Origin of the sequence: Streptomyces sp. NPDC001401, from assembly GCF_042895385.1 — a bacterium.
In the GTDB taxonomy this organism is placed as follows: Bacteria; Actinomycetota; Actinomycetes; order Streptomycetales; family Streptomycetaceae; genus Streptomyces.
In genome coordinates, this window is record NZ_JBIAWI010000009.1 from 38611 (window position 1) to 57987 (window position 19377).

At 70.9% G+C, this 19377-nt stretch carries 20 protein-coding genes and 1 pseudogene; 9 read left to right on the top strand and 12 right to left on the bottom strand.

The annotated features are described in order from the left end of the window. Nucleotides 1-23: 23 nt before the first annotated feature. The gene (locus ACFY10_RS27770; RefSeq protein WP_390667921.1) at nucleotides 24-158 is read right to left on the bottom strand and encodes a hypothetical protein; all 135 of its coding nucleotides are present in this window, start codon (nucleotides 156-158) and stop codon (nucleotides 24-26) included. 49 nt (nucleotides 159-207) lie between these two features. Between ACFY10_RS27770 and ACFY10_RS27775 the strand changes: the two genes are divergently transcribed. Next, nucleotides 208-390 (top strand): hypothetical protein, encoded by a 183-nt coding sequence (locus ACFY10_RS27775; RefSeq protein ID WP_390667922.1) that lies wholly within the window; start codon nucleotides 208-210, stop codon nucleotides 388-390. Between the two features lie 219 nt (nucleotides 391-609). On the opposite strand, the gene ACFY10_RS27780 is transcribed toward ACFY10_RS27775, so the two are convergent. The 3 genes from ACFY10_RS27780 to ACFY10_RS27790 form a co-directional block, all read right to left on the bottom strand. Next, complete coding sequence (locus ACFY10_RS27780; RefSeq protein WP_390668238.1) at nucleotides 610-1014, bottom strand: NAD-binding protein; 405 nt, start codon at nucleotides 1012-1014, stop codon at nucleotides 610-612. Between the two features lie 39 nt (nucleotides 1015-1053). Continuing rightward, nucleotides 1054-1965, bottom strand: a complete 912-nt coding sequence (locus ACFY10_RS27785) for a hypothetical protein (RefSeq protein WP_390667923.1) — start codon at nucleotides 1963-1965, stop codon at nucleotides 1054-1056. Between the two features lie 406 nt (nucleotides 1966-2371). Then, nucleotides 2372-3289 carry a helix-turn-helix domain-containing protein gene (locus ACFY10_RS27790; RefSeq protein ID WP_390667924.1) on the bottom strand — a complete coding sequence of 306 codons (918 nt, stop codon included), beginning with the start codon at nucleotides 3287-3289 and terminating at the stop codon, nucleotides 2372-2374. A 120-nt stretch (nucleotides 3290-3409) separates the two neighbouring features. Here ACFY10_RS27790 and ACFY10_RS27795 point away from each other — a divergent pair, with 120 nt between their 5' ends. Together ACFY10_RS27795 and ACFY10_RS27800 are read left to right on the top strand one after the other, a co-directional pair. Further along, entirely contained in the window at nucleotides 3410-4192 is a 783-nt protein-coding gene (locus tag ACFY10_RS27795; protein ID WP_390667925.1) for an MBL fold metallo-hydrolase, read from the top strand. Between the two features lie 33 nt (nucleotides 4193-4225). Then, entirely contained in the window at nucleotides 4226-4870 is a 645-nt protein-coding gene (locus ACFY10_RS27800) for an NAD(P)-dependent oxidoreductase (RefSeq protein WP_390667926.1), read from the top strand. Between the two features lie 73 nt (nucleotides 4871-4943). On the opposite strand, the gene ACFY10_RS27805 is transcribed toward ACFY10_RS27800, so the two are convergent. From ACFY10_RS27805 to lat, 5 genes are all read right to left on the bottom strand, one after another. Continuing rightward, entirely contained in the window at nucleotides 4944-5801 is an 858-nt protein-coding gene (locus ACFY10_RS27805; protein WP_390667927.1) for an alkaline phosphatase family protein, read from the bottom strand. A 55-nt stretch (nucleotides 5802-5856) separates the two neighbouring features. Beyond that, complete coding sequence (locus tag ACFY10_RS27810) at nucleotides 5857-6609, bottom strand: alkaline phosphatase family protein (RefSeq protein WP_390667928.1); 753 nt, start codon at nucleotides 6607-6609, stop codon at nucleotides 5857-5859. Nucleotides 6610-6784: 175 nt separating this feature from the next. Then, nucleotides 6785-8974: a thiamine pyrophosphate-dependent enzyme gene (locus tag ACFY10_RS27815; protein WP_390667929.1), complete on the bottom strand. Its 2190-nt coding sequence runs from the start codon at nucleotides 8972-8974 to the stop codon at nucleotides 6785-6787. Further along, nucleotides 8971-10524, bottom strand: a complete 1554-nt coding sequence (locus tag ACFY10_RS27820) for an aldehyde dehydrogenase family protein (RefSeq protein WP_390667930.1) — start codon at nucleotides 10522-10524, stop codon at nucleotides 8971-8973. The genes ACFY10_RS27815 and ACFY10_RS27820 overlap by 4 nt, the downstream gene beginning before the upstream one ends. A 36-nt stretch (nucleotides 10525-10560) precedes the next feature. After that, a complete protein-coding gene (gene lat, locus ACFY10_RS27825) occupies nucleotides 10561-11901 on the bottom strand; it encodes an L-lysine 6-transaminase (protein ID WP_390667931.1) in 1341 nt (446 codons plus the stop codon). A 172-nt stretch (nucleotides 11902-12073) separates the two neighbouring features. Between lat and ACFY10_RS27830 the strand changes: the two genes are divergently transcribed. The 3 genes from ACFY10_RS27830 to ACFY10_RS27840 are packed head-to-tail and all read left to right on the top strand — an operon-like array spanning nucleotide 12074 to nucleotide 15119. Continuing rightward, nucleotides 12074-13444 carry a hypothetical protein gene (locus tag ACFY10_RS27830; RefSeq protein WP_390667932.1) on the top strand — a complete coding sequence of 457 codons (1371 nt, stop codon included), beginning with the start codon at nucleotides 12074-12076 and terminating at the stop codon, nucleotides 13442-13444. A 5-nt stretch (nucleotides 13445-13449) separates the two neighbouring features. Beyond that, nucleotides 13450-14139, top strand: a complete 690-nt coding sequence (locus tag ACFY10_RS27835; RefSeq protein ID WP_390667933.1) for a transcriptional regulator — start codon at nucleotides 13450-13452, stop codon at nucleotides 14137-14139. Continuing rightward, complete coding sequence (locus ACFY10_RS27840; protein WP_390667934.1) at nucleotides 14136-15119, top strand: threo-3-hydroxy-L-aspartate ammonia-lyase; 984 nt, start codon at nucleotides 14136-14138, stop codon at nucleotides 15117-15119. The genes ACFY10_RS27835 and ACFY10_RS27840 overlap by 4 nt, the downstream gene beginning before the upstream one ends. Here ACFY10_RS27840 and ACFY10_RS27845 read toward each other — a convergent pair. Further along, nucleotides 15114-15509, bottom strand: a complete 396-nt coding sequence (locus ACFY10_RS27845; protein WP_390667935.1) for a nuclear transport factor 2 family protein — start codon at nucleotides 15507-15509, stop codon at nucleotides 15114-15116. The genes ACFY10_RS27840 and ACFY10_RS27845 overlap by 6 nt on opposite strands. Nucleotides 15510-15682: 173 nt before the next feature. Here ACFY10_RS27845 and ACFY10_RS27850 point away from each other — a divergent pair, with 173 nt between their 5' ends. Beyond that, entirely contained in the window at nucleotides 15683-16045 is a 363-nt protein-coding gene (locus ACFY10_RS27850; protein WP_275772092.1) for a cupin domain-containing protein, read from the top strand. Nucleotides 16046-16048: 3 nt separating this feature from the next. Here the strand turns inward: ACFY10_RS27850 and ACFY10_RS27855 are convergent, their stop codons facing one another. Continuing rightward, on the bottom strand, nucleotides 16049-17341 hold the full coding sequence (locus ACFY10_RS27855) for a VWA domain-containing protein (RefSeq protein ID WP_390668239.1): 1293 nt from the start codon (nucleotides 17339-17341) through the stop codon (nucleotides 16049-16051). A gap of 59 nt (nucleotides 17342-17400) precedes the next feature. After that, nucleotides 17401-18258, bottom strand: a complete 858-nt coding sequence (locus ACFY10_RS27860; protein ID WP_390668240.1) for an AAA family ATPase — start codon at nucleotides 18256-18258, stop codon at nucleotides 17401-17403. A gap of 161 nt (nucleotides 18259-18419) precedes the next feature. Between ACFY10_RS27860 and ACFY10_RS27865 the strand changes: the two genes are divergently transcribed. Both ACFY10_RS27865 and ACFY10_RS27870 read left to right on the top strand, forming a co-directional pair. After that, nucleotides 18420-18989, top strand: a complete 570-nt coding sequence (locus tag ACFY10_RS27865) for a TetR/AcrR family transcriptional regulator (protein ID WP_390667936.1) — start codon at nucleotides 18420-18422, stop codon at nucleotides 18987-18989. Between the two features lie 111 nt (nucleotides 18990-19100). After that, nucleotides 19101-19357 (top strand): annotated as a pseudogene (locus tag ACFY10_RS27870) (ABC transporter permease); the annotation flags it as partial. Nucleotides 19358-19377 lie beyond the last annotated feature (20 nt).

Sequence of the window (19377 nt, forward strand, 5' to 3'; positions counted from 1 at the left end):
TGGGGCTGAGACACCCCCGCAGGTCACATAACGCCGTCGAGCGCGGTGTCCTCGGGCAGCTGCGAAGCCGCGGCGACGATCTCGGGAAAGGCGCCCATCAGGTTCCCGCCGCGGCGCGAACGGATCAGGATCTCCTCGCCGGTCCACCGGCCCAGCAAAGCCCGCTAGCCGTCCCACTTCGGCTCGGCCGCGTGCCCGGGAACCAGCGTGGGGCGCGATGTGGGTGTGGCGAGCATCGGCTCCGGCAGCGACCAGGTCGAGGGCATGGTCGACGTCTTCCACCGTGAGCGGCTGTCGGTCAGCGGTATCGCCCGCTCAGCCCACCCGCACGCAACGGGCGCACGTCAGGGTTGGATGGTCGGCATCGCCCCGGTCCGACGGGCTCGCTGAGGAGTCCACTCACTCTGTTGCTGGGCCGCTATACCGATGCCGGTGATCTGTGTCTGTTCGCCCGTACCACCCCGCTGAACACCGCAGTGCGCCGCGACCTGGGCCGGAGGCTGGTAACCGCAGGCCCCGAACATCCCTGGCGCAGGCGGCATTTCAGCGCCGGATGGGGAACCGGCGGGAGCTGGAGTACCGGTGCCGTGCTTGTCGGCGTACCACTCGTCAGGAGGACAGGGCGATGTCCACATGGGCGCATCCGTGACGGGCCGCGAGCGGCCAGGGCTTGAAGGTGTCCGCGGGCAGTTGGACGAACATGCGGTGCTGGTGGGCGACGACGCCGGTGGCCGGTGTGTCCAGGAGGCGGGCCAGGACGTAGGCGGCGGACAGGCTGGTGACGTCGCGGATGGTGCCCAGGGGCAGCAGGGAGCGGGTCTCGGCGATGGCCTCGTGCTCGCCTGCGCGCAGGACGACGCGTGTTCCGGGGGAGACGCCGTGTGCGGCGATGGCGACGGCGATGTTGTCGAGGTCGTCGGAGCCGACGGCGGCCAGGGCCCGGGCGCGGTCGAGGTGGAGCTTTTCCAGGACGGCCCGGTCGCCGCCGTGGCCGGTCAGGACCGGGATGCCCAGGGAACGGGCGAGGCGGACACCCGGTGCGTCGGGGTCCCGCTACACGCCGACCACGGGGACGCCCAGGCGCCGTAGTTCACCGCACAGGCGCAGGCCGACCTGGCCGATGCCGACGACGATGACATGACCTGCGCGGGGGATGGTGCGGGGTCCGATGAGTCCGACCAGTCGGGGGCCGAGCATGCGGTCGATGAGGCCGGCGGTGAACATGGCGCTGAAGACGATCGTGGCGAGCATGAACGTGCCGGCCGCCACCGGATACACAGTGGAGTGGTGGGGCGCGGCCGCCGGGCCGACGGTGGCGACGACGCGGGCGGCGTCGAACAGAGCCTGCGCGGGGTGGTGTCCGAGCGTGAGCAGCCAACTGAAGTCGGCCAGGAGGACGGCGAGCATGCCCAGCAGGCCGGTGAGCAGCAGCCGTGTTCCGGCGTCATGGGGGCGCAACTGCCCGGCTATTCGCCCGAGTTGGAAGCGGCGGTCGGCTCGCTCCGGTTGCCAGGGCTGGGTGGACGGGGGCCGGCCGTCGGCGATCTGGACGGCGTGCGGGTGGCCGTTGGTGTGGGACAGGGCGGCAATGGCGGGGTCGAGGCAGGGGCCGGCCAGGGCGGGGGCTGCCAGGTCGGCCGGGGAGGTCACGTGGCATTGCGGGAGCAGCCGCAGCAGTTCACCGGCCATGGTCCGGTCGAAGATGGTGACGGTGATGGGGGTGTGGGCGGACATGTGGGCGACGGCCAGGGCGTAGCGCAGGGCGGCGACGTCGTCGTGCAGCAGCACGGCCACCGCGTCCGGCGGTGGTGTCATGGCGGCGCGCAGTTCCTCGTCGCCGGGCCCGGTCAGGTGCCGGACGGTGTGTGCGCCGTCGCGCAGGGAGGCACAGACGTGGCGGGCGAGGTTGGTTTCGCCGATGACGACGAAGGAGCGGTCGCGGGGCGGGGCGGGGGAGTGGGTCATGGCGTCGGTTCAGCCTCCGGGCTGCCGCAGTCGTCGGAGGACAGGGGGGCGCAGGTGAGGCAGCGTGCATCGCGCAGGAGGCGCAGCAGCGGGTGACTGATCACAAGGATCCCCTGGCCACAAAGTGCCGGTGGGAGGGGTGGGGCTGACGAGGGAACAGCCGTGGTCCGGCGGATCGCCCGCGTGCAACACGGGCAGGGGTCGGCCCGCAGAAGACACCTCTCGGCGCGCCGGTCGGTAAGGACGGGGTGCGCTGCCGACGCGGGTGTTGAATCAGGACCGTAGAGGGGGATCGCGGATGACACAACCCGATTTCCGCTCGGTTGCGGGAGGACGGTGCTCGCGCTGTTGTTTTGTGGAGAGTTGACAAGCCTTGGTGCTGTCGCTGCTGGTTGGCAATGTGCACTCACCGCGGGTTTTGATGGGCGCGGCGGAAGTCGCCGGGGGCGGTGCCGGTGTGGCGGGCGAAGAACTTGCCGAAGTTGGTGGCTTCCGAGAAGCCGAGGCGGCGGGCGATGAGCGCGACCGGTGTGTCGGTGTGTGCCAGCAGCCGCTGGGCCTCCAGGGCGACCCGTGCGTCGATGACCTGCTTGACGGGCTGTCCGGTTGCGGCCAGGCAGGCGCGGGTGAGGGTCTTGACGGTGTAGCCCAGGCGCCGGGCGTAGTCCTCGGCGCGGCGGGTGGTGGCGTAGGAGCGTTCGAGTTCGGCGCGGAAGCGCGTGTAGATCTCGGTGCCGGCGTGCTGGTCGCCCGTCGCGCCGGACTGTGGCAGGCGGTCGATGTGCAACAGCAGCGTGGCGAGCTGGAGTTGGAGGATCTCTGGCGACACCGAGCCGTGCGGCCGGGTGAACTCGGCCCGCAGCTGGGCCAGCAGGGTGGCCAGAGTGGCGTAGTCGTGGCCGGTGCCGAGCTGCCGGCAGACGGGGCCGTACCACTCGTGGATCAGCCGGTCGGTGCCGGGCAGGTGGGCCGGGAAGGACGGGGTGAACATCAGGTGCCGGCCGTTCATCGCACCGGGGCGGCCGAAGCGCTGGACCTGGCCGGGGCGGATCCACAGCAGTGTGCCGGGGCGGCACGGGTGGCTGACGAAGTCGACGGCGTGCTCCCCGCTCCCGTCGGTGATCAGCGTGATGGTGTGGAAGTCGACGCGGTGGATCCGTTCGAGAGTGCCGTCGGCCATCCGGGCGTGCAGGGCGGCGAGGTCGGTGATCTCGAAGCCGGGCACCGGAGCGGTCGGCGGATTGAAGCCGAAGCCGGGGATCGGGCCGTCAGCGGGACGGAGTGTGTCGGTGACCTCCGGCGTCGGCACGGAAACCTCGCTCATGTCCGTTTTCGACCATCACGGGTCCCCAGGATATCTCGCCTCCGCGTCCCCGCCCGGTGAGAGTGGAAGGAGCGGTGCGGCAGACCGGATGCCGTCCGACCGAGCGAGGGAGCAGCCATCATGCACGGCACGGTTACGGTCGTGGACAAGGGCGCGGTTCGCGTTCACAGCTACATGTCCCCGGCCGACAGTCTGAATGTCACCACCCAGCTGATCGAGACCCCGGCCCGGGTGATCGCCGTCGACGCGCAGTACGCGCTCGCGTATGCCGACGAGGTCGTGTCGTACGCGAAGGGCCTCGGGAAGCCTCTGGACCGGCTGATCGTCACCCACGCCCACCCCGACCACTTCCACGGCGCCGGCCGCTTCGGCGTGCCGGTGCACGCACTGGCCGCCGTGCGCGAGCAGATCGCCGCGCAGGGCGACGCACAGGACCCCACCGGTGTGGTCATCCCGGTCGCGGACGTGACGCCGACCGTGGAGATCGTCCCGGGTGCGGAGGTCATCGACGGTGTCCCGTTCGTCTTCGAGGCCGTCTCGGGCGGCGAGGCCGCCGACGAACTGGTGATCAAGCTGCCCGAGCAGGGCGTGCTGGTCGCCCAGGACCTCGTCTACCACGCCGTCCACCTGTTCCTGGGCAACAACGACCTCGCCGGCTGGCAGCGAGCCGTGGAGCAGCTGGCCGCCGACTCGTCCTACGACACGATCCTGGCCGGACACGGCCTGCCCGCCGGGCCGGAGGTGTACGGAGAGCTGCGCCGCTACCTGGCCGATGCGCGCGAGCTGCTCGGCGACGACGGGGAGGCGTACAAGAAGGCGATCCTGGAGCGCCATCCGTCCTACGGTGCCCCGTTCCTGATCGACATCGGCAACCAGTACCTCTTCGGCACGCAGAACGCCTGAACTGCCCGACGCCATAAGGAAAGTGAGCGACCGATGAGCAGGATGGTGGTGTTCGGGGCCGCCGGCAAGGCGGGCTCCCGCGTCGTCGCCGAGGCCGCCGCACGCGGCCATGAGGTCACCGCCGTCGCCCGGGACATCTCCCGGCTGCGCCAACTCCCCGACGGCGTACGGGTGGTGGCCGGCGACGTGACCGACGCGCAGACGGTGGCCGCCCTGGCCAAGGACGCCGACGCGCTGGTGCTGACCGTCGGCGGGCCCGACGCCACCCTCTACCCCGACGCCGTGGCCACGGCCGCCGCGGCGGTCCGGGAGCTGGGGCCCGCCGGCCCGCGCATCGTGCACATGGGCGGCGGCGCGAGCCTGCTCAACGCAGACGGCGTGCGGTTCTACGACGCCCCCGACTTCCCCGAGGAGTTCAAGCCGTATGCGATCGGCCAGATCCGGGCTCTCGACGCGTACCGTGCCCTGGCTGACGACGTCACCTGGACCTACTTCTCCCCGCCGCCGGTCCACTTCGCCCCGGGCGAGCGCACCGGCCGCTACCGCACCGGGCTGGACAGCCCCGTCGTCGGGGACGACGGACAGGCCCGCATCTCGTACGAGGACTACGCAGTCGCGCTCGTCGACGAGATCGGGAACCCGCGCCATCTGGGCCGGCGCTTCACCGTCGGCTACTGACACCACGGAGGATGAGCGCCTGGCCCGGTCGTCCGTGCGGCCAAGCGCTCATCCTGCTGGTCTCGGGTCCGTGTCAGTGCAGGGGGAGCGCCCGCGTGTGCTCGATGCGTACGGCGTCCAGGGACTGGGAGCTCAGGCCCAGGAGCCGCAGGATCGTCGGGGCGATCTGCGTGGTCCGCACCCGGGCGCCGATGCTGACGCCCTGCGGGGTGGCGGCGCCGGAGACGACGAGCGGGACGTCGAGGTCGTCGGCGTGGGCGCCCCCGTGCTCGGCGATCTTGCCCTTGCCGCCGGTGTAGACGACGCCGTACTGGGTGATGCCGAACAGGTCGGGGACGCGGGAGTCGCCCGGCCGGGTGTGGAAGTAGCGGGCGGCCTCGGCGCCCGCGTACACGGTCTTGAGGCCGCTCGCCGTGAAGGGCTTGGCCGTGCCGTCGATGCCGTTTCCGGTGCCGGACCGGCCGAGCAGGTACGCCTTGGCGAAGTCGGTGGCGGCCTGGGAGCGGTCGGTGAGCCAGAGGAGCATCGCATCGTCGTTCGCGGCGTGTGCGACCAGGTCGCCGGCACCGGGGTGGGCGGCCTTCCAGGCGGCGTTGAGCCCGTCCAGGAGGGCGCCGTCGTCGATGCGGGTCAGCGCCTTCGGGTCGGTCGGCGACTGCCCGTGCTTGGCCGAGAGGACGACCGTGGTGCTGCGGTCCAGGTGCTGCTTGTGGAGTTCGGCGAGGAACGCCCCGACCTGCTGGTCGACGAAGTCGAGGTTCTTCGCCAGCAGCGGTCCGGGAACGCCCTTCGCCTGGTAGCCGCCCGTCAGGCCGTCGGAGGTGGGCAGCTTCTGGGCGGTAGACACCGACTGGAAGTTCATGCCGAAGACCGCGGGGGTGCCGACCTGGTGGGTGCGGCCGTGGTCGTAGCCGTCGATCTCGTTCAGCACGGCCTGCACCTTGTAGCCGTCGTACTGTTCGGTCGCCGCGTTGTCCTTCGTCCAGTCACCGGCCGGGTAACCGGTCGCCTTGCTGTTGTTCGGGGGCGAACAGGTCCTGGATGCCGTTGCCGGCCGGGCCGTTCAGGATGTCGTACGCGACATGCTTGTCGGACCAGGCGGTGCGCAGGCCGGCCTTGCGGGCCACGTCGAAGACCGTGTTCACCTTCAGGTAGCTGTGCGGGTACAGCGGCCTGCAGGTCTTCGGGTCGACCGGCAGCTTGGACGGGTCGATGAGGGAGGCGGCGTCGCCGGTCATCCGCAGGATGCTGCCCGGCAGCCCCGTGAGGCCCTGGCCGGCGTCGAGGGAGTCCTTGTTCTTGTCGAGGTCCTCGGTGAGGTCGACCTCGGCACCGGGCTTGGCGCCCGCGCAGGCGGTGGTGGCGGCCGGGAGAAGCGCGGTGTCGTAGCTGTCGTCGTAGTAGACGCCCGTCGTGCCCGGGTCGCCGCCGGTGAGCTGGCCGACCATGCCGGGGAACGAGTCGGAGGGGACGGTGGTTCTCGCGTGGGTGTACTCCACACCGCTGCCGGCGAGCCGGGCGAGCGCCGAGTGCGGGTGGCGGTCGATGTACCAGGCCAGGTCGGACTGGTGCAGGCCGTCGACGGACAGCAGCAGGACGTGCCGGGCACGGGAGTGTGCCTGCGCCGGGGCGTGTGCCGCCGCGGGCGCGATGGCCGTGGCGGTGAGGGCGCCCGCGGCGGCGAGCGCGGCTGCGGCCGCGGTGACGGTACGAGCGGGTCGGACTGGACGTCGGAACAACGGTGCTCCTCGGTTGTACGGCGCGGGGGGCGGCGGCGATCCGTGCAACGACATGGGAGTGGCAGAACGTGTACGGAAGCGGTCGTACGCACCGGGTCCAGACCAAGAAACGCATCAGTGCACGCAAAGAGGTGCGCCGAGGACCCCTGCGGAGGTCCTTGCTCCTGACGAGCGGTCACCGGTCAGTACGCGGGCCTGCTGAGAGCATCTCGGCCGCGGCGCGCGCGACGTCGTCCTCGGACACGAGCACCAACTGCGCCGCCTGCCCCAGTGGAATGAAGCTGTCCACACTGGCGACCCGTCGGACGGCGCCGGTGAATCCGGCATCGACCAGGGCGGTGACGACTCCCTCCGACACGCCCCCCGTCCGGCGGGTCTCGTCGACCACGAGGACGCGTCCCGTCGCTCGGGCTTCCCGCAGCAGGTCGTCGACCGGCAGGGGTGCCAGCCAGCGCAGGTCGACGACCCGGCAGGCGATGCCCTGCTGCTCCAGCCGGCGTGCGGCACGGAGCGAGATGCGCAGTCCGTTGCCGAAGGTCACGAGGGTCAGGTCCGCGCCCGTGCCGTAGGTGCGTGCCCGGCCGATGGGTACGTGCTCTGCGGGCGGCGGGTAGGCGGCGAGCCAGGCGTTGTCGTCCTCCGCATGGAGATCTCGCGTGTGGTAGAGCGCGATCGGCTCGAGGAAGGCGCTGACCGTTCCGTCGACCTTGCCGGCCGCCACGCAGGTGCGAAGCATTGCGGCGGCGTCGTCGGGGCGGGACGGGGAGGCGATGACCAGACCGGGAATGTCACGCAGGACGCCCAGCGCGTTGTCGTTGTGGAAGTGACCGCCGAACCCGCGCTGGTAGCCGTAGCCGGCGATGCGCACCACGAGCGGGTTGCGGTACTGGCCCTGGGAGAAGAACTGCAGCGTGGCGGCCTCGCCGCGCAGTTGGTCCTCGGCGTTGTGCAGGTACGCCAGGTATTGGATCTCCGCCACCGGCAGCAGCCCGGACAGCCCCGCCCCCAGCGCGAGGCCGAGGATGGCCTGCTCGTCGAGCAGGGTGTCGAAGACGCGGGCGGTACCGAAGCGCCGCTGCAGTCCCCGGGTCAGTCCGTAGACCCCGCCCTTGCGGCCGACGTCCTCGCCGAAGACGACCATCTCCGGGTGGCTGCCGAGCAGGTCGGCGAGGGTGTGGGTGATGGCCTGGGCGACGGTGACGGGCTCGCCCACGGGGGCTGTGGGTGGTTCGGTCGTACGGCGTGCCGTGGTGGCTACGAGGGCGGGACGGCGGGGTGCGATGGGGGCGGCGATGTGCGTGGCGGTGGTCAGGGGCTCGCTCTCGAGGGCCTCCTTGGCCACGGCGGACACCCGTGCGCCCACCTCGTCGTACCGGTCGAGAATCTGCTGGTGGGTGAGGACGCCTGCGTCTGTGAGCAGCCGGGCAGTGGCCAGCAGCGGGTCGCGTTCCAGATCCGCGGCGACTTCGGACGGCATCCGGTAGGCGGCTTCGGCGTCCGAGCCCGCATGGCCGAGGAAGCGCACCATCGACAGGTGCAGGAACGCGGGTTGGCGGTGTTTGCGTACGTGGGCCACTGCTTCGCACGCGGTGTCGAAGGCGGCTGACGGATCACAGCCGTCCGCGGCGAAGTAGGCGAGGCCGGGCCGGTTGCCGTAGGCCTGCCGCACCCAGTCGTGCGGTGTCGGCACGCTGATGCCCAGGCCGTTGTCCTCGCAGACGAACAGCACCGGCATGGGGAGGCCCTGGTAGGCCGCGTGGCAGGCGCTGTTGATGGCGCCTGCCGCCGTGGAGTGGTTGGCCGAGGCGTCGCCGAAGGAACAGCAGACGACGGCGTCGCCGGGCCAGGCGCACTCGGTCCCGAGCCGCTTTGCGCGGGCGATGCTCCACGCCACCCCGACCGCCCGGGGCAGGTGGGAGGAGATGGTCGACGTCTGCGGGATGACGGCCAGTTCGCGGCGGCCGTACACCTTGTGCCGTCCGCCGGCGATCGGCTCGTCGGCCCCGGCGGCCACGCCCAGCAGCATGTCCCTGACCGCATCGACGCCGCCGGCCTGCCGGGCCCGGGCGCAGTAGAAGGCGCCGGACCGGTAGTGCAGCAGCGCCGGATCGGTGGGGCGCAGCGCGAGGGCCAGCGCGGCGTTGCCCTCGTGCCCGCTCGATCCGATGGTGTAGTAGCCGCGGCCCTGCTGCTGCATCCAGCGCGCCGCGGCGTCGGTGTGCCGGCTCTCCAGCTGGGCGTCGAACAGGTCCAGTGCGGTATGGGTGTCCAGTCCGCCGCCGTGCCGGGGGACCGCCGCGTCCGGAGAGCGGAGACCGGCCACTGCCTCGCGGAAGTGCCGGTCCAGGTCCTCGACGCCGTTCACAGACGGAACGCCATGTCGGGCTCGAGCACGGCCACGTCCATCTGCGCCTTCTGCAGACGGCCGGAGTGGTCCCAGTTCATCGACTGCCAGCGGGTGAACTGGTCGAGCACCCACTGCCCCGACTGTCGACTGCCGTTGCCCGACTTGCCGTTGCCGCCGAACGGCAGGTGTGCCTCGGCCCCGGAGGTGGTGTTGTTGACGCTGACCATGCCCGCGGAAATGCCGCGCCGGTACGCCCACACCTCGTGCGGATCGGTGGTGTAGATCGCGGCGGACAGCCCGTAACCGTGGGCGTTGGCCAGCTCGAGGGCCTCGTCGAAGTCCCGGTAGGTGGTCACTCCGACGATGGGGCCGAAGGTCTCGGTGAGGAACAGGTCGTCGTCGCGGCGCACGCCGTCGACGATCACCGGGTGGTAGAACATGCCCGCTTCGGGGTCCCCGACGAAGCCCTTGCGCGGGTTGCCGGCCGTGATCCGCCCGATGCCGTCGGAGCCGTAAGTCCGGTGGTGGTCCTTGATCCACCCGAGGAAGGTCTCGTAGCGCCGCGCGAAGCGCTCGTCGAGCATCGGGCCGTACAGGACGTCCTCGAACGCGTCGCCGATCCGGGCCGCGCGGCTAGCCGCGTCGAAGCGGGCGAGGAAGTCCTCGTGCACCGACTCGTGCACGATGACCGTCCCGAGGGAGGTGCAGCGCTGCCCCGCGGTGCCGAAACCGGAGAACAGCGCCCCCTCGACCGCCAGATCGAGATTGGCGCTCGGGGCGACCACCTGCGGGTTCTTGCCGCCCAGCTCCAGACATGGGGTCTGCAGGTGGCTTCCGCACAGGGCGCCGATCTTCTGGCCGACGAGCGTGGACCCCGTGAAGCCGACCTTGTCGACCAGCCCGGCTTCGAGGGATGCCTCCAGACCGGCGTACGTCTGCTCCCCGTCGGAGAGTACGAGGTTGAGTACGCCGTCGGGCAGGCCGCCTCCGTGCACGAACAGCTCGAAGAGGGCCTTGGCGCTCGCGGCGGCGTACTCGGCGGGCTTCCACACCACGGTGTTGCCGGTCACGAGCGCCGGCACGAGGTACCAGGCCGGCACGGCCACCGGGAAGTTGCCCGCGGTGATCACCGCGACCGCGCCCATGGGGTTGCGGAAGGTGAACAGCTGCTTGTCGGGCATCTCCGACGGCACCGTCTGCCCGTACAGCCGGCGCCCCTCGCCCAGGAAGAAGTCGCAGGTGTCGATGATCTCCTGGACCTCGCCGAGAGCCTCCGCGAGCGGCTTGCCGATCTCTTCGGTCACGATGCGCGCGAGCCGGTCCTTGTTGGCCTCGACGAGCCGGCCGATCTTTCCGATCGCGGACCCGCGCACCGGCGCCGGGACGTCGGCCCAGGACCGCTGGGCCGCCTTCGCGGCCTCGGCGGCCTCGACGAACGTCGCGGCGTTTCCGAGCGAGACTTCGCTGACCAGCTCGGCGGTACGACCGGGGTTGGGGCGCTGAAGAGTCCCGCCGGGAGCGCCGGAAACCAGGTGGCCGGCAACGACCGAAGCGACGGAACGGGCCATGGCATTGCTCCTTGTCCGCTGGGAGAGGGCAGTGGGTCAGTGCAGACCGGCGAGGACCCGGTCGAGGGCTCGCAGGGCAATCCCGAGCTCGTCCCGGGTGATGGACAGGGCGGGGCGGAAGCGCACCGAACGCTCACCGCACGGCAATGCGATCACCTGCTCCTCGGTGCGCAAGCGGCGTACCGCCTCGTCGCGTGCGCCGCTGTCCGGCAGGTCGATGGCGCTCATCAGTCCGCGCCCCCGCGAGTTGGACGCCACCGGCGAGTGCCGGATTTCCAGATCGCGCAGTTCGGCCAGGAACCACGATCCCACGGCAGCGGCCTGGGCCACCAGGTCGTCCCGTTCGATGATCTCCATGATGCGGCGTGCCCGGACCATGTCGACCAGCCCGCCGCCCCAGGTGGAGTTGATCCGCCCGGAGACCCGCAGGACGTTGTCGGGTACCTGGTCGACCCGGCGGCCGGCCATGATGCCGCCGAGCTGGACCTTCTTGGCGAAGGCGACGATGTCCGGCTCGAGGCCGAGCTGCTGGTAGGCCCAGGTCGTGCCGGTGATCCCCACGCCGGTCTGCACCTCGTCGAGCACGAACAGCGCGTCGTACTCGTGACAGAGCGCCTGCATCGCCTGGAGGAACTGTGCGCGCATGTGGTTGTCGCCGCCCTCGCCCTGGATCGGCTCGGCGATGAAGCAGGCGATGTCGTGCGGGTTGTCCTCGAAGGCTCGCCGCGCCTGATCGAGGGCCCGTCGCTCGGCCTCCTCGACCTGGGCAAGGTGGCGCTCGAGGGGGAACCGCACCGCGGGCACATCGATGCGTGGCCAGTCGAACTTGGGGAAGCGGGCCGTCTTGTTGGGCTCGGTGTTGGTCAGCGAAAGGGTGTAACCGCTGCGGCCGTGGAAGGCCTGCCGGAGGTGCAGCACCTTGGTGCCGAGCTCGGGTGAACGGCCCGCGGCCTCGTTGCGGCGGCTCTTCCAGTCGAACGCCGTCTTCAGCGCGTTCTCGACGGCGAGCGCCCCGCCCTCGACGAAGAACAGCCTCGGCAGGTCCGGATCACCCAGCACCCGGGCGAACGTCTCGACGAACTCGGCATAGTGCGTGGTGTACATGTCGGGGTTGGCGGGCTTGTTGGCCGCCACCTGCGCAAGCAGCGCCATGAACTCCGGATCCTCCACGATGCCCGGGGCGTTGAGCCCCAGCGGAGCGGATGCGAAGAACGAGTAGAGGTCGAGGAACTTCTCGCTGGAACGCGCGTCGACGATCCACGAGCCCCGACTGGCGAGCGGGTCGAGCACAAGCTTGAAACCGTCGGTCAGCACATGACGGCCGAGTCTCTCGTGCACCTCGCCCGGATGGATCGTCGACGCAGCAGCAACCGTCATGGAGGCACCTACTCTCGATAGCCGCGAACAGGAGATGTTTCGTCAGGTACGAGGAGTGACGAAAGCATCTTAGGTAGGCCGCTAAGAAAGCCGCAAGATTTCGTTCACCAGGTGTGAACGTAGCCGATCATGGCCGAGGCCCATTGTCAGTGGTGCCTCCTACTCTCGCCATATGACCTACAGCGTCTGGCACAGGGGCCTCGGCATCACGCTCGACCTGACCGAGGTGGATCTCGGGCACCCCGAATACCCGCGGCTGCTCGACGAGATCTACGGCAATTACCAGCCGGATCTTCTGTACTGCCTGGAAGCCCATGAGGACGAGGGGTTCATCTGCCCCGGCTTCATGGCCATCCGCAAGGTCGACGGCCGGCCGCACGCCATGCACGTGGCAAAAGGGGAGCGCCCCGAGACGAAGGCCGAAAGCGATCTCCACAAGGCGCTCAGGGAGTACACCGTCAAGGTCGCCTCCGGGGAGGGTTTCCGGGTTACGGGAGCGGAGAGGGCCGAGCGCGGAAAGCACCGCACGGATGTGACCGTGGAGGGCGGCGGCAGGCACCGGCTCGCGTACGAAATACAGCTCGCGGCCATAGCCGGCGGTTCCGTCGACGAGCGCACCCGCAGCGCATTCCAGGAGGGGCTCACCCCGCTGTGGCTCGTCAACAACGAGAACGCGATCCCCATCGACCGCGCGCCCTGGGCCCGGCTGAACGTGCAGAGCTGGCGGGACGTGACCGACCGCGCGGCCCTGCCGGTGCGCGGCGGCATCAAGCAACTGCACATGTCCCGCTGCGACTGGAGCAATCCGGTTCCCTGTCCGCAGCAGGGCGCCGGCCGGTGCGGCGGACGGCACGCCCTGTGGGAACCGGTGCGCGGCCTCTACTACGACGACGTCATCCGGCGCACGGCCACGGGCGAACTCGTCTCGCTCTACCTGCCCCACCCGGCGGGCCGCCGTGGATGGCACATGTGGGTCAGCCCGACGGACAAGGACGAGTTCCTCGAAGGCCGTCCCGAACCCCTGCCGGGGCAGTCGGCGGCGGGCCGGGCGGGCACGGCGGACCCTCTGCCCGCGCCTCGGGCCGGCGCGTGGGAGACCGGCGGCGACCTGGAAGCGGGGCTTCGGGGTGAGCTCACCCGGGCGCGTGACGACGAACGGCCCATCGACGCCTCGCTGTGGCACACCGAGCCGGGATCGTCCGAATTCTCGCGGCCCTTCACCGTGGGCGAGTTCGTCATACCCGGCGATCTGGTCGCCGCCCGGCGGACCTTCACCCGGGCGCTGGAGCACTGTGCGGACATCGCCGCGCGCCTGCCCAGCGGCGCGGACATCGCGGCCGGGCGTGCCGAGATCACCGGCGAGCAGCGGGAGCGCCTGGCGGACGCGCGCAAGCGGTGCCGGCGTCTGGCCGAGGAGATGCACACGCACCCCTGGTGGGAGACGGTCGGCGACCGTCATGCCGCACGGGAGGCGCTGACGCACGCCGCGACCCACGACACGGGTTCCTGGACTTTTCGTCCAGACATTGGACCAGTAGTCTAAGCGGCATGGCTGATGAGAAGGTCCACGACGCCGAGCGGGATGCGATCCTCACGGCGCTCAGACCCGTCGTCGACGGGATTGCGGCGACGTTCGGCCCGGTGTGCGAGGTGGTCCTGCACGACTACCGGCAGCCGGAGAAGTCGGTCGTCGCCGTCGCCGGCGAGGTGACCGGGCGGGCCGTGGGCGGGGCGATGAGCGAGATCGGCATGAGGGTCCTGGCCCGCGGCGACGAGGCGGCCGACGACCTGAACTACGTCACCCGCACCGCGGCCGGAAAGCTGGTCAAGTCGTCCACGATGGTGCTGCGCGACTCCACGGGGGCGGTGTTCGGAGCGCTGTGCGTCAACGTGGACATCACCGCGGTGAACGAGGCCCACACCCTGCTCGGCGCACTGGCCGGCCTCGGCGCCGGGGCCGCCGAGCCGCCGGTCACCGCCTTCGGCAACGACATCGACTCGGTCGTGGACGCCATCCTCGACGCGCACCGGCTCGGCCAGACCCGGACCTGGGCCGCACTCGACCGGGCCGAGCGCCTCGACCTGTTCCGCAGACTCGACGAACAGGGCGTGTTCGCCGTGCGCCGCGCGATCGAGCAGGTCGCCGCCCGTCTCGGCATCTCCCGCGCCTCCGCCTACAGCTACCTCTCCCAGGCCCGAGCCACCACCGACCCGACCCCCGCTGGAGGACACGCGTGACGACCACCACCCCGCCGGTCACCCTCGACACCGTCCGCGACGCAGCCGACCGGCTCAAGGGCGTCGCCCACCACACCCCCGTACTCCGCTCCCGGACGCTCGACGAACTCGTCGGCGCCGAGGTCTTCCTCAAGTGCGAGAACTTCCAGCGCGTCGGCGCCTTCAAGTTCCGCGGCGCTTACAACGCGGCCTCCCGGCTCACCCCCGAGCAGCTGGCCCGGGGCATCGCCGCCTACTCCTCCGGCAACCACGCCCAGGCCGTCGCCCTCGCCGCCCGCGAACTGGGCACCACCGCCGTCATTGTCATGCCCGAGGACGCCCCGCGCTCGAAGGTGGACGCCACCGTCGGCTACGGCGCCGAGATCGTGACGTACGACCGCTACACCCAGGACCGCGTAGCCGTCGGCGAAGCCCTGGCCGCCGAGCGGGGTCTCGCTCTCATCCCGCCCTACGAGCACCCGCACGTCATGGCCGGGCAGGGCACGGCCGCGCTCGAACTCCTCGAGGAAACAGGGGAGTTGGACGCACTGATCGTGCCCGTCGGCGGCGGCGGGCTGATCGCCGGGTCCGCCACGGCGGCCAAGGGACTGCACACCGGGATCCGGGTGATCGGCGTCGAGCCGGAGGCCGGGGACGACACCAAGCGGTCCCTGGAGGCGGGCCGGCGCGTCAGCATCCCCGTGCCGCGCACCATCGCCGACGGACAGGCCCTGGACACGCCCGGCGAGCTGACCTTCTCGGTGAACCGGCGGCTCGTCGACGGGATCGCGCTCGTGTCCGACGACGAGATCCGGGACGCCATGCGGTTCGCATTCGAGCGTCTGAAGATCGTCGTCGAGCCGAGCGGGGCCACCCCGCTGGCCGCCCTGCTCGCCGGGCGTGCGAGTGCGCTGCCGCGCCGGATCGGGGTCATCGTCTCCGGCGGCAACGTGGATGCGGATCGCTTCGCCCGGCTGTGCGGCCGGGCGACTGGGTCATGACCAGAACTCGTTGCCCTTGTCGATGTCCTCGACGCACTCGTCGAGGTCGGTGATCTTGTCCCCGACGATCCGGAAGACTATGCCTCCGTTCTCGTCGATGCGCTTGTCGCCCCGCTGGGCGGTGAAGTGGTGCATGGAGACAGCGTGGCCCCTGCCGTCCACGAGAATGTTGCGCAGCTCGACCTGCAGGGTTCCGTTCGTTTCCTCGAAGAGCCGCCGGTACATGTCGATGACTGCGTCCGTGCCTTTGAAGTCGCCGGACAGCGGGTGGGTTCCAGGCACGTGGTGCGTGGCGTCGCCCGACATCAGCGAGCGCAGGGTGTCCATGTCGCCGCGCGTGAAGGCCTCGTAGCCCTTGCGGACGAGTTGTGCGTGCGGGTGTTCAGCCACGATGATCGCCACCTTTCCGGTGGTTCGGCGATGGGCGGCCTACGCGCAACATTCTGCGCCACCTTGGCGGGATTGTCCGATTGTGGGCGTACTTCTACGCTCCCGAATGGCGGTGCCGAGTAGACAGGCCGACGATTGAGTGGTGGGGCGGGCTCGCAACGAAGGGAGCCGACATGATTGAGATCAAGGCCATTGAGAAGCCCGACGAGCGGCGCGATTTCCCGCGCGGCCACCTCGAAGCCGTCCATATGACCGGGCTCGACTTCGCCGTGGGCACCTTCGAACCGGGCTGGCGCTGGTCCGAGTCCGTGGCGCCCATCGCCGGGACGACCAGCTGCCAGGTCCATCACAACGGGTACTGCGTCGAGGGGCGTATGCGCATACGCATGGACGACGGCGCGGAGCAGGAGGTCGGACCCGGCGATGTGTTCGTGGTGTCGCCCGGGCATGACGCCTGGGTCGTCAGCGACGAACCGTGCGTCGTGTACGACTTCGCGGGCCAGATGGCAACGGAGTACGCGAAGTCGAAGGGCTAGGAGTCACACCGGCAGCAGGCGCGCGATGAGCGCGCCGAGCTGCCGGGCGTTGCGGCACTCGTGCATCTCCACCAACTCGGCGTACTCGGGTGCGGCGGAGTCGCCCGTGCCCCACTGGGCATGCGGCTCGGGGTTCAACCAGTAGACGCGGCGGGCCCGTTCGGCCACCTGCCGCACCGCCGCCAGGTTCGGGTCGCTCATGTTCGTACGGGCGTCGCCGAGCACGAACACCGTGGTGCGCGGGCCGACCGCGTCGCCGTACCGTTGCGCGAACTCGCCCAGTGCGACGCCGTAGTCGCTGCTGCCGTGCCAGCCCGTGAGCGTCGCCTCCGCACGGATGCGGGCGCCCAGCCCCTCCGGGTCCGCCGCGCCGTGCTCGAGCAGCCCGGTCACCTCGTCGAGCCGGTTCACGAAGGCGAACACCCGCACCTTGCTGAACTGGTCGTGCAGCGCTTGCGCCAGCAGCATCGTGAAGTCCGAGAACCCGGACACCGACCCCGACACATCGCACAGCAGCACCAGTTCGGGCCGTACCGGACGGCGCCTGCGCAGCACCGGCTTCATCGGCACCCCGCCCGTCGACAGGGAACCGCGCAGGGTGCGCCGCAGATCGATGCTGCCGCGGGAGGCGCGGCGCCGGCGGGCCGCGAGCCGGGTGGCGAGCTTACGGGCGAGCGGCTGAACCGTCCTGCGCAGTTCGGCGAGTTGGAGCTTGCCGGCGTACAGGAAGTCCATCCGGTCGGGCGTGGTGGCCACCGCGCGCCGGGCGAGCTCGTCCCGGTCGCGCCGCTCGGCGATCCGGCGCCGCGCCTCGACGGCCACCTGCCTGCGGAACGTCTCGATGCGTCGCCGGATCTCGTCGTCGAGCAGCCGGTCGGCGAACCCGGAACTGCCGTTCCGGGCCCGGATGTTCTCGCGGACGCGGGCGAGCAGGGTCTGCGGGCGGAGCCGGTCGAGCGTCTGGTGCGACGACCAGCCGTCCGCTCCCGGCGACGAACCGTATCCGCCGAAGCCGTCGACCGCCTCCGCCGCCAGCTGCCCCATCAGGACGACGTCGCCCACGGCGAGTGCGGCGGCGAGCCGTTCCCGCAGGTCGTCCCGGTCGGCGGGCTCCGTCTCCGGCGCGCCGATGCCCCGCGGGAAGTACAGGTCGAAGACCGGGTCGAACACCTGCCGCTGCACCGTGCCGTGCAGCAGCGTCGCGGCCAGCCCCTCCCGCAGCAGTTCGCGGTCCGCGAGGCCCAGCGCCGCCACCGCCTGCGCCGCGTCCACGGTCTCGCCGGTGCCGATCCGCATGCCGTGCGCCCGCAGCGCCCCGACGAGAGAGGTGAGGCGCTCCGCCACTCCGGGCGCGGTCACACGGCGTCCAGGTCGAGCTTGGCGGCCGCCTTGACGACGTCGTCCTGGTGCTTGAGGAGAACGCCCAGGCTGTCGCGTACGACGGTCTCGTCGAGGGTGTCGGCGCCGAGCGCGAGGAGCGTACGCGCCCAGTCGATCGTCTCGGCGACCGAAGGCACCTTGCGCAGGTCCATCGCCCGCAGTGCACCGACCACCCGCACCACCGAGCCGGCCAGCGCCTCGTCCAGGGCGGGCACCTTCAGCCGTACGATCCGACGCTCCAGCTCCTGCTCGGGGAAGCCGATGTGGAGGAACAGGCAGCGGCGGCGCAGCGCCTCGGACAGCTCGCGGCTCGCGTTCGAGGTGAGCACGACGAAGGGGCGGCGGGTCGCGGTGATGGTGCCCAGCTCGGGGACCGTGACCTGGAAGTCGCTCAGCACCTCCAGGAGCAGGCCCTCCACCTCGACGTCCGCCTTGTCGGTCTCGTCGATCAGCAGCACCTTGGGGTCGTCGCCCCGGATGGCCGTGAGCAGGGGGCGGGTGAGCAGGAACTCCTCGCTGAAGATGTCCGTGCGCGTCTCGTCCCACGTCTCGTCGCGGCCCGCGCTGATCCGCAGCAGCTGCTTGGCATGGTTCCACTCGTACAGCGCCCGGGACTCGTCGACGCCCTCGTAGCACTGCAGCCGGACCAGCCGCGCGCCCGCCACCTCGGCGACGGCCTTGGCGAGCTCCGTCTTGCCGACCCCGGCGGGGCCCTCCACCAGCAGCGGCTTGCCCAGGCGGTCGGCGAGGAAGACGGTCGTGGCAACGGCGGGCGAGGCCAGATAGCCGGTGGCGGCGAGACGCGCGGAGACGTCGTCGACGGATGTGAACAGCAACGGGGCCTCCAGCTCGACGCGGACCGGACTTGCCGTCCAGCGGATCGGACTCACTATCTAAGCGCTTGTTCACCCTCTCTGTCACGTGATTCCGGTCTCGACGACCTCGGTAGACCGATCGGTTTCCGCGCTCGCATCGACGGAGGTAACCTCGCGGTATGACCACGACGGACAAGGCGTCCACGAAAGACCGGCTGCTCGACGCGGCGGCCGAGCTCTTCTACCGCGACGGCGTCTCCATCGGCGTCGAGACGCTGTGCAGGACCGCCGGTGTCTCCAAGCGGTCGATGTACCAGCTCTTCGCAAGCAAGGACGAGGTCCTCGCAGCGAGCCTGGAGCGCCGGGCCCCCGGATACGCCGCGCAGCTCGTGCCCGGTCCGGAGGACGCCGACACGCCGCGCGAACGCATCCTGTACGTCTTCGAGCGGGTGGAGAAGCTCTCGGCCGCGCCCGAGTACCAGGGCTGTCCCTTTCTGGCCGCGCTGGTCGAGCTGAAGAACCCCGAGCACCCGGCGAGCCTCGTGGCCCGCAAGGCGAAGGAGCGCCTGCAGGAGGCGTTCCGTGTGCAGGCGGAGCGCGGCGGCGCGCGCGATCCCGAACTCCTCGCCCGTCAGCTCATGCTCGTCTTCGACGGCGCGAGCGCCCGCGCCGGCGCCCGCATCGAGACGCTGGACGGGCTCACCACGGCCACCGTGACGACGCTGCTGGACGCGGCGGGCGTGCAGTAGGGGGCCGTAAGGGAAGGCGCGGTCGCCGAAGCGGCCGCCCCTTTGTTGCGCAGGTCGTCCTCATACGGCCAGAGCCACCGCCTCGACCGCCGGAGCGCGCAGCACGTGCCGGCGCGCCGCCGGCGCTGGTCGGCGGGTCCCCTTCTCGGCGTCACGACGATCCTCAACACCGTCCCGTCCCTCGCGATGTTCTCGCGGCTCCTGCCTGTCCACGGCCTCTGGACGAGCCTGGTCGTCGCCGGGCTCGTCCTGCACTCACTGAGGCACATCCTGGCCGGGCTGCGCGCGGCTCTGAGGAGACCCGGCAGGCCGCGCGTGGCATGGGCCATGGGTCCATCCGCCTCCTCCGCACCGCCGAGCTGCCCCTGCTGAAGTGAGCGGCGGGCCC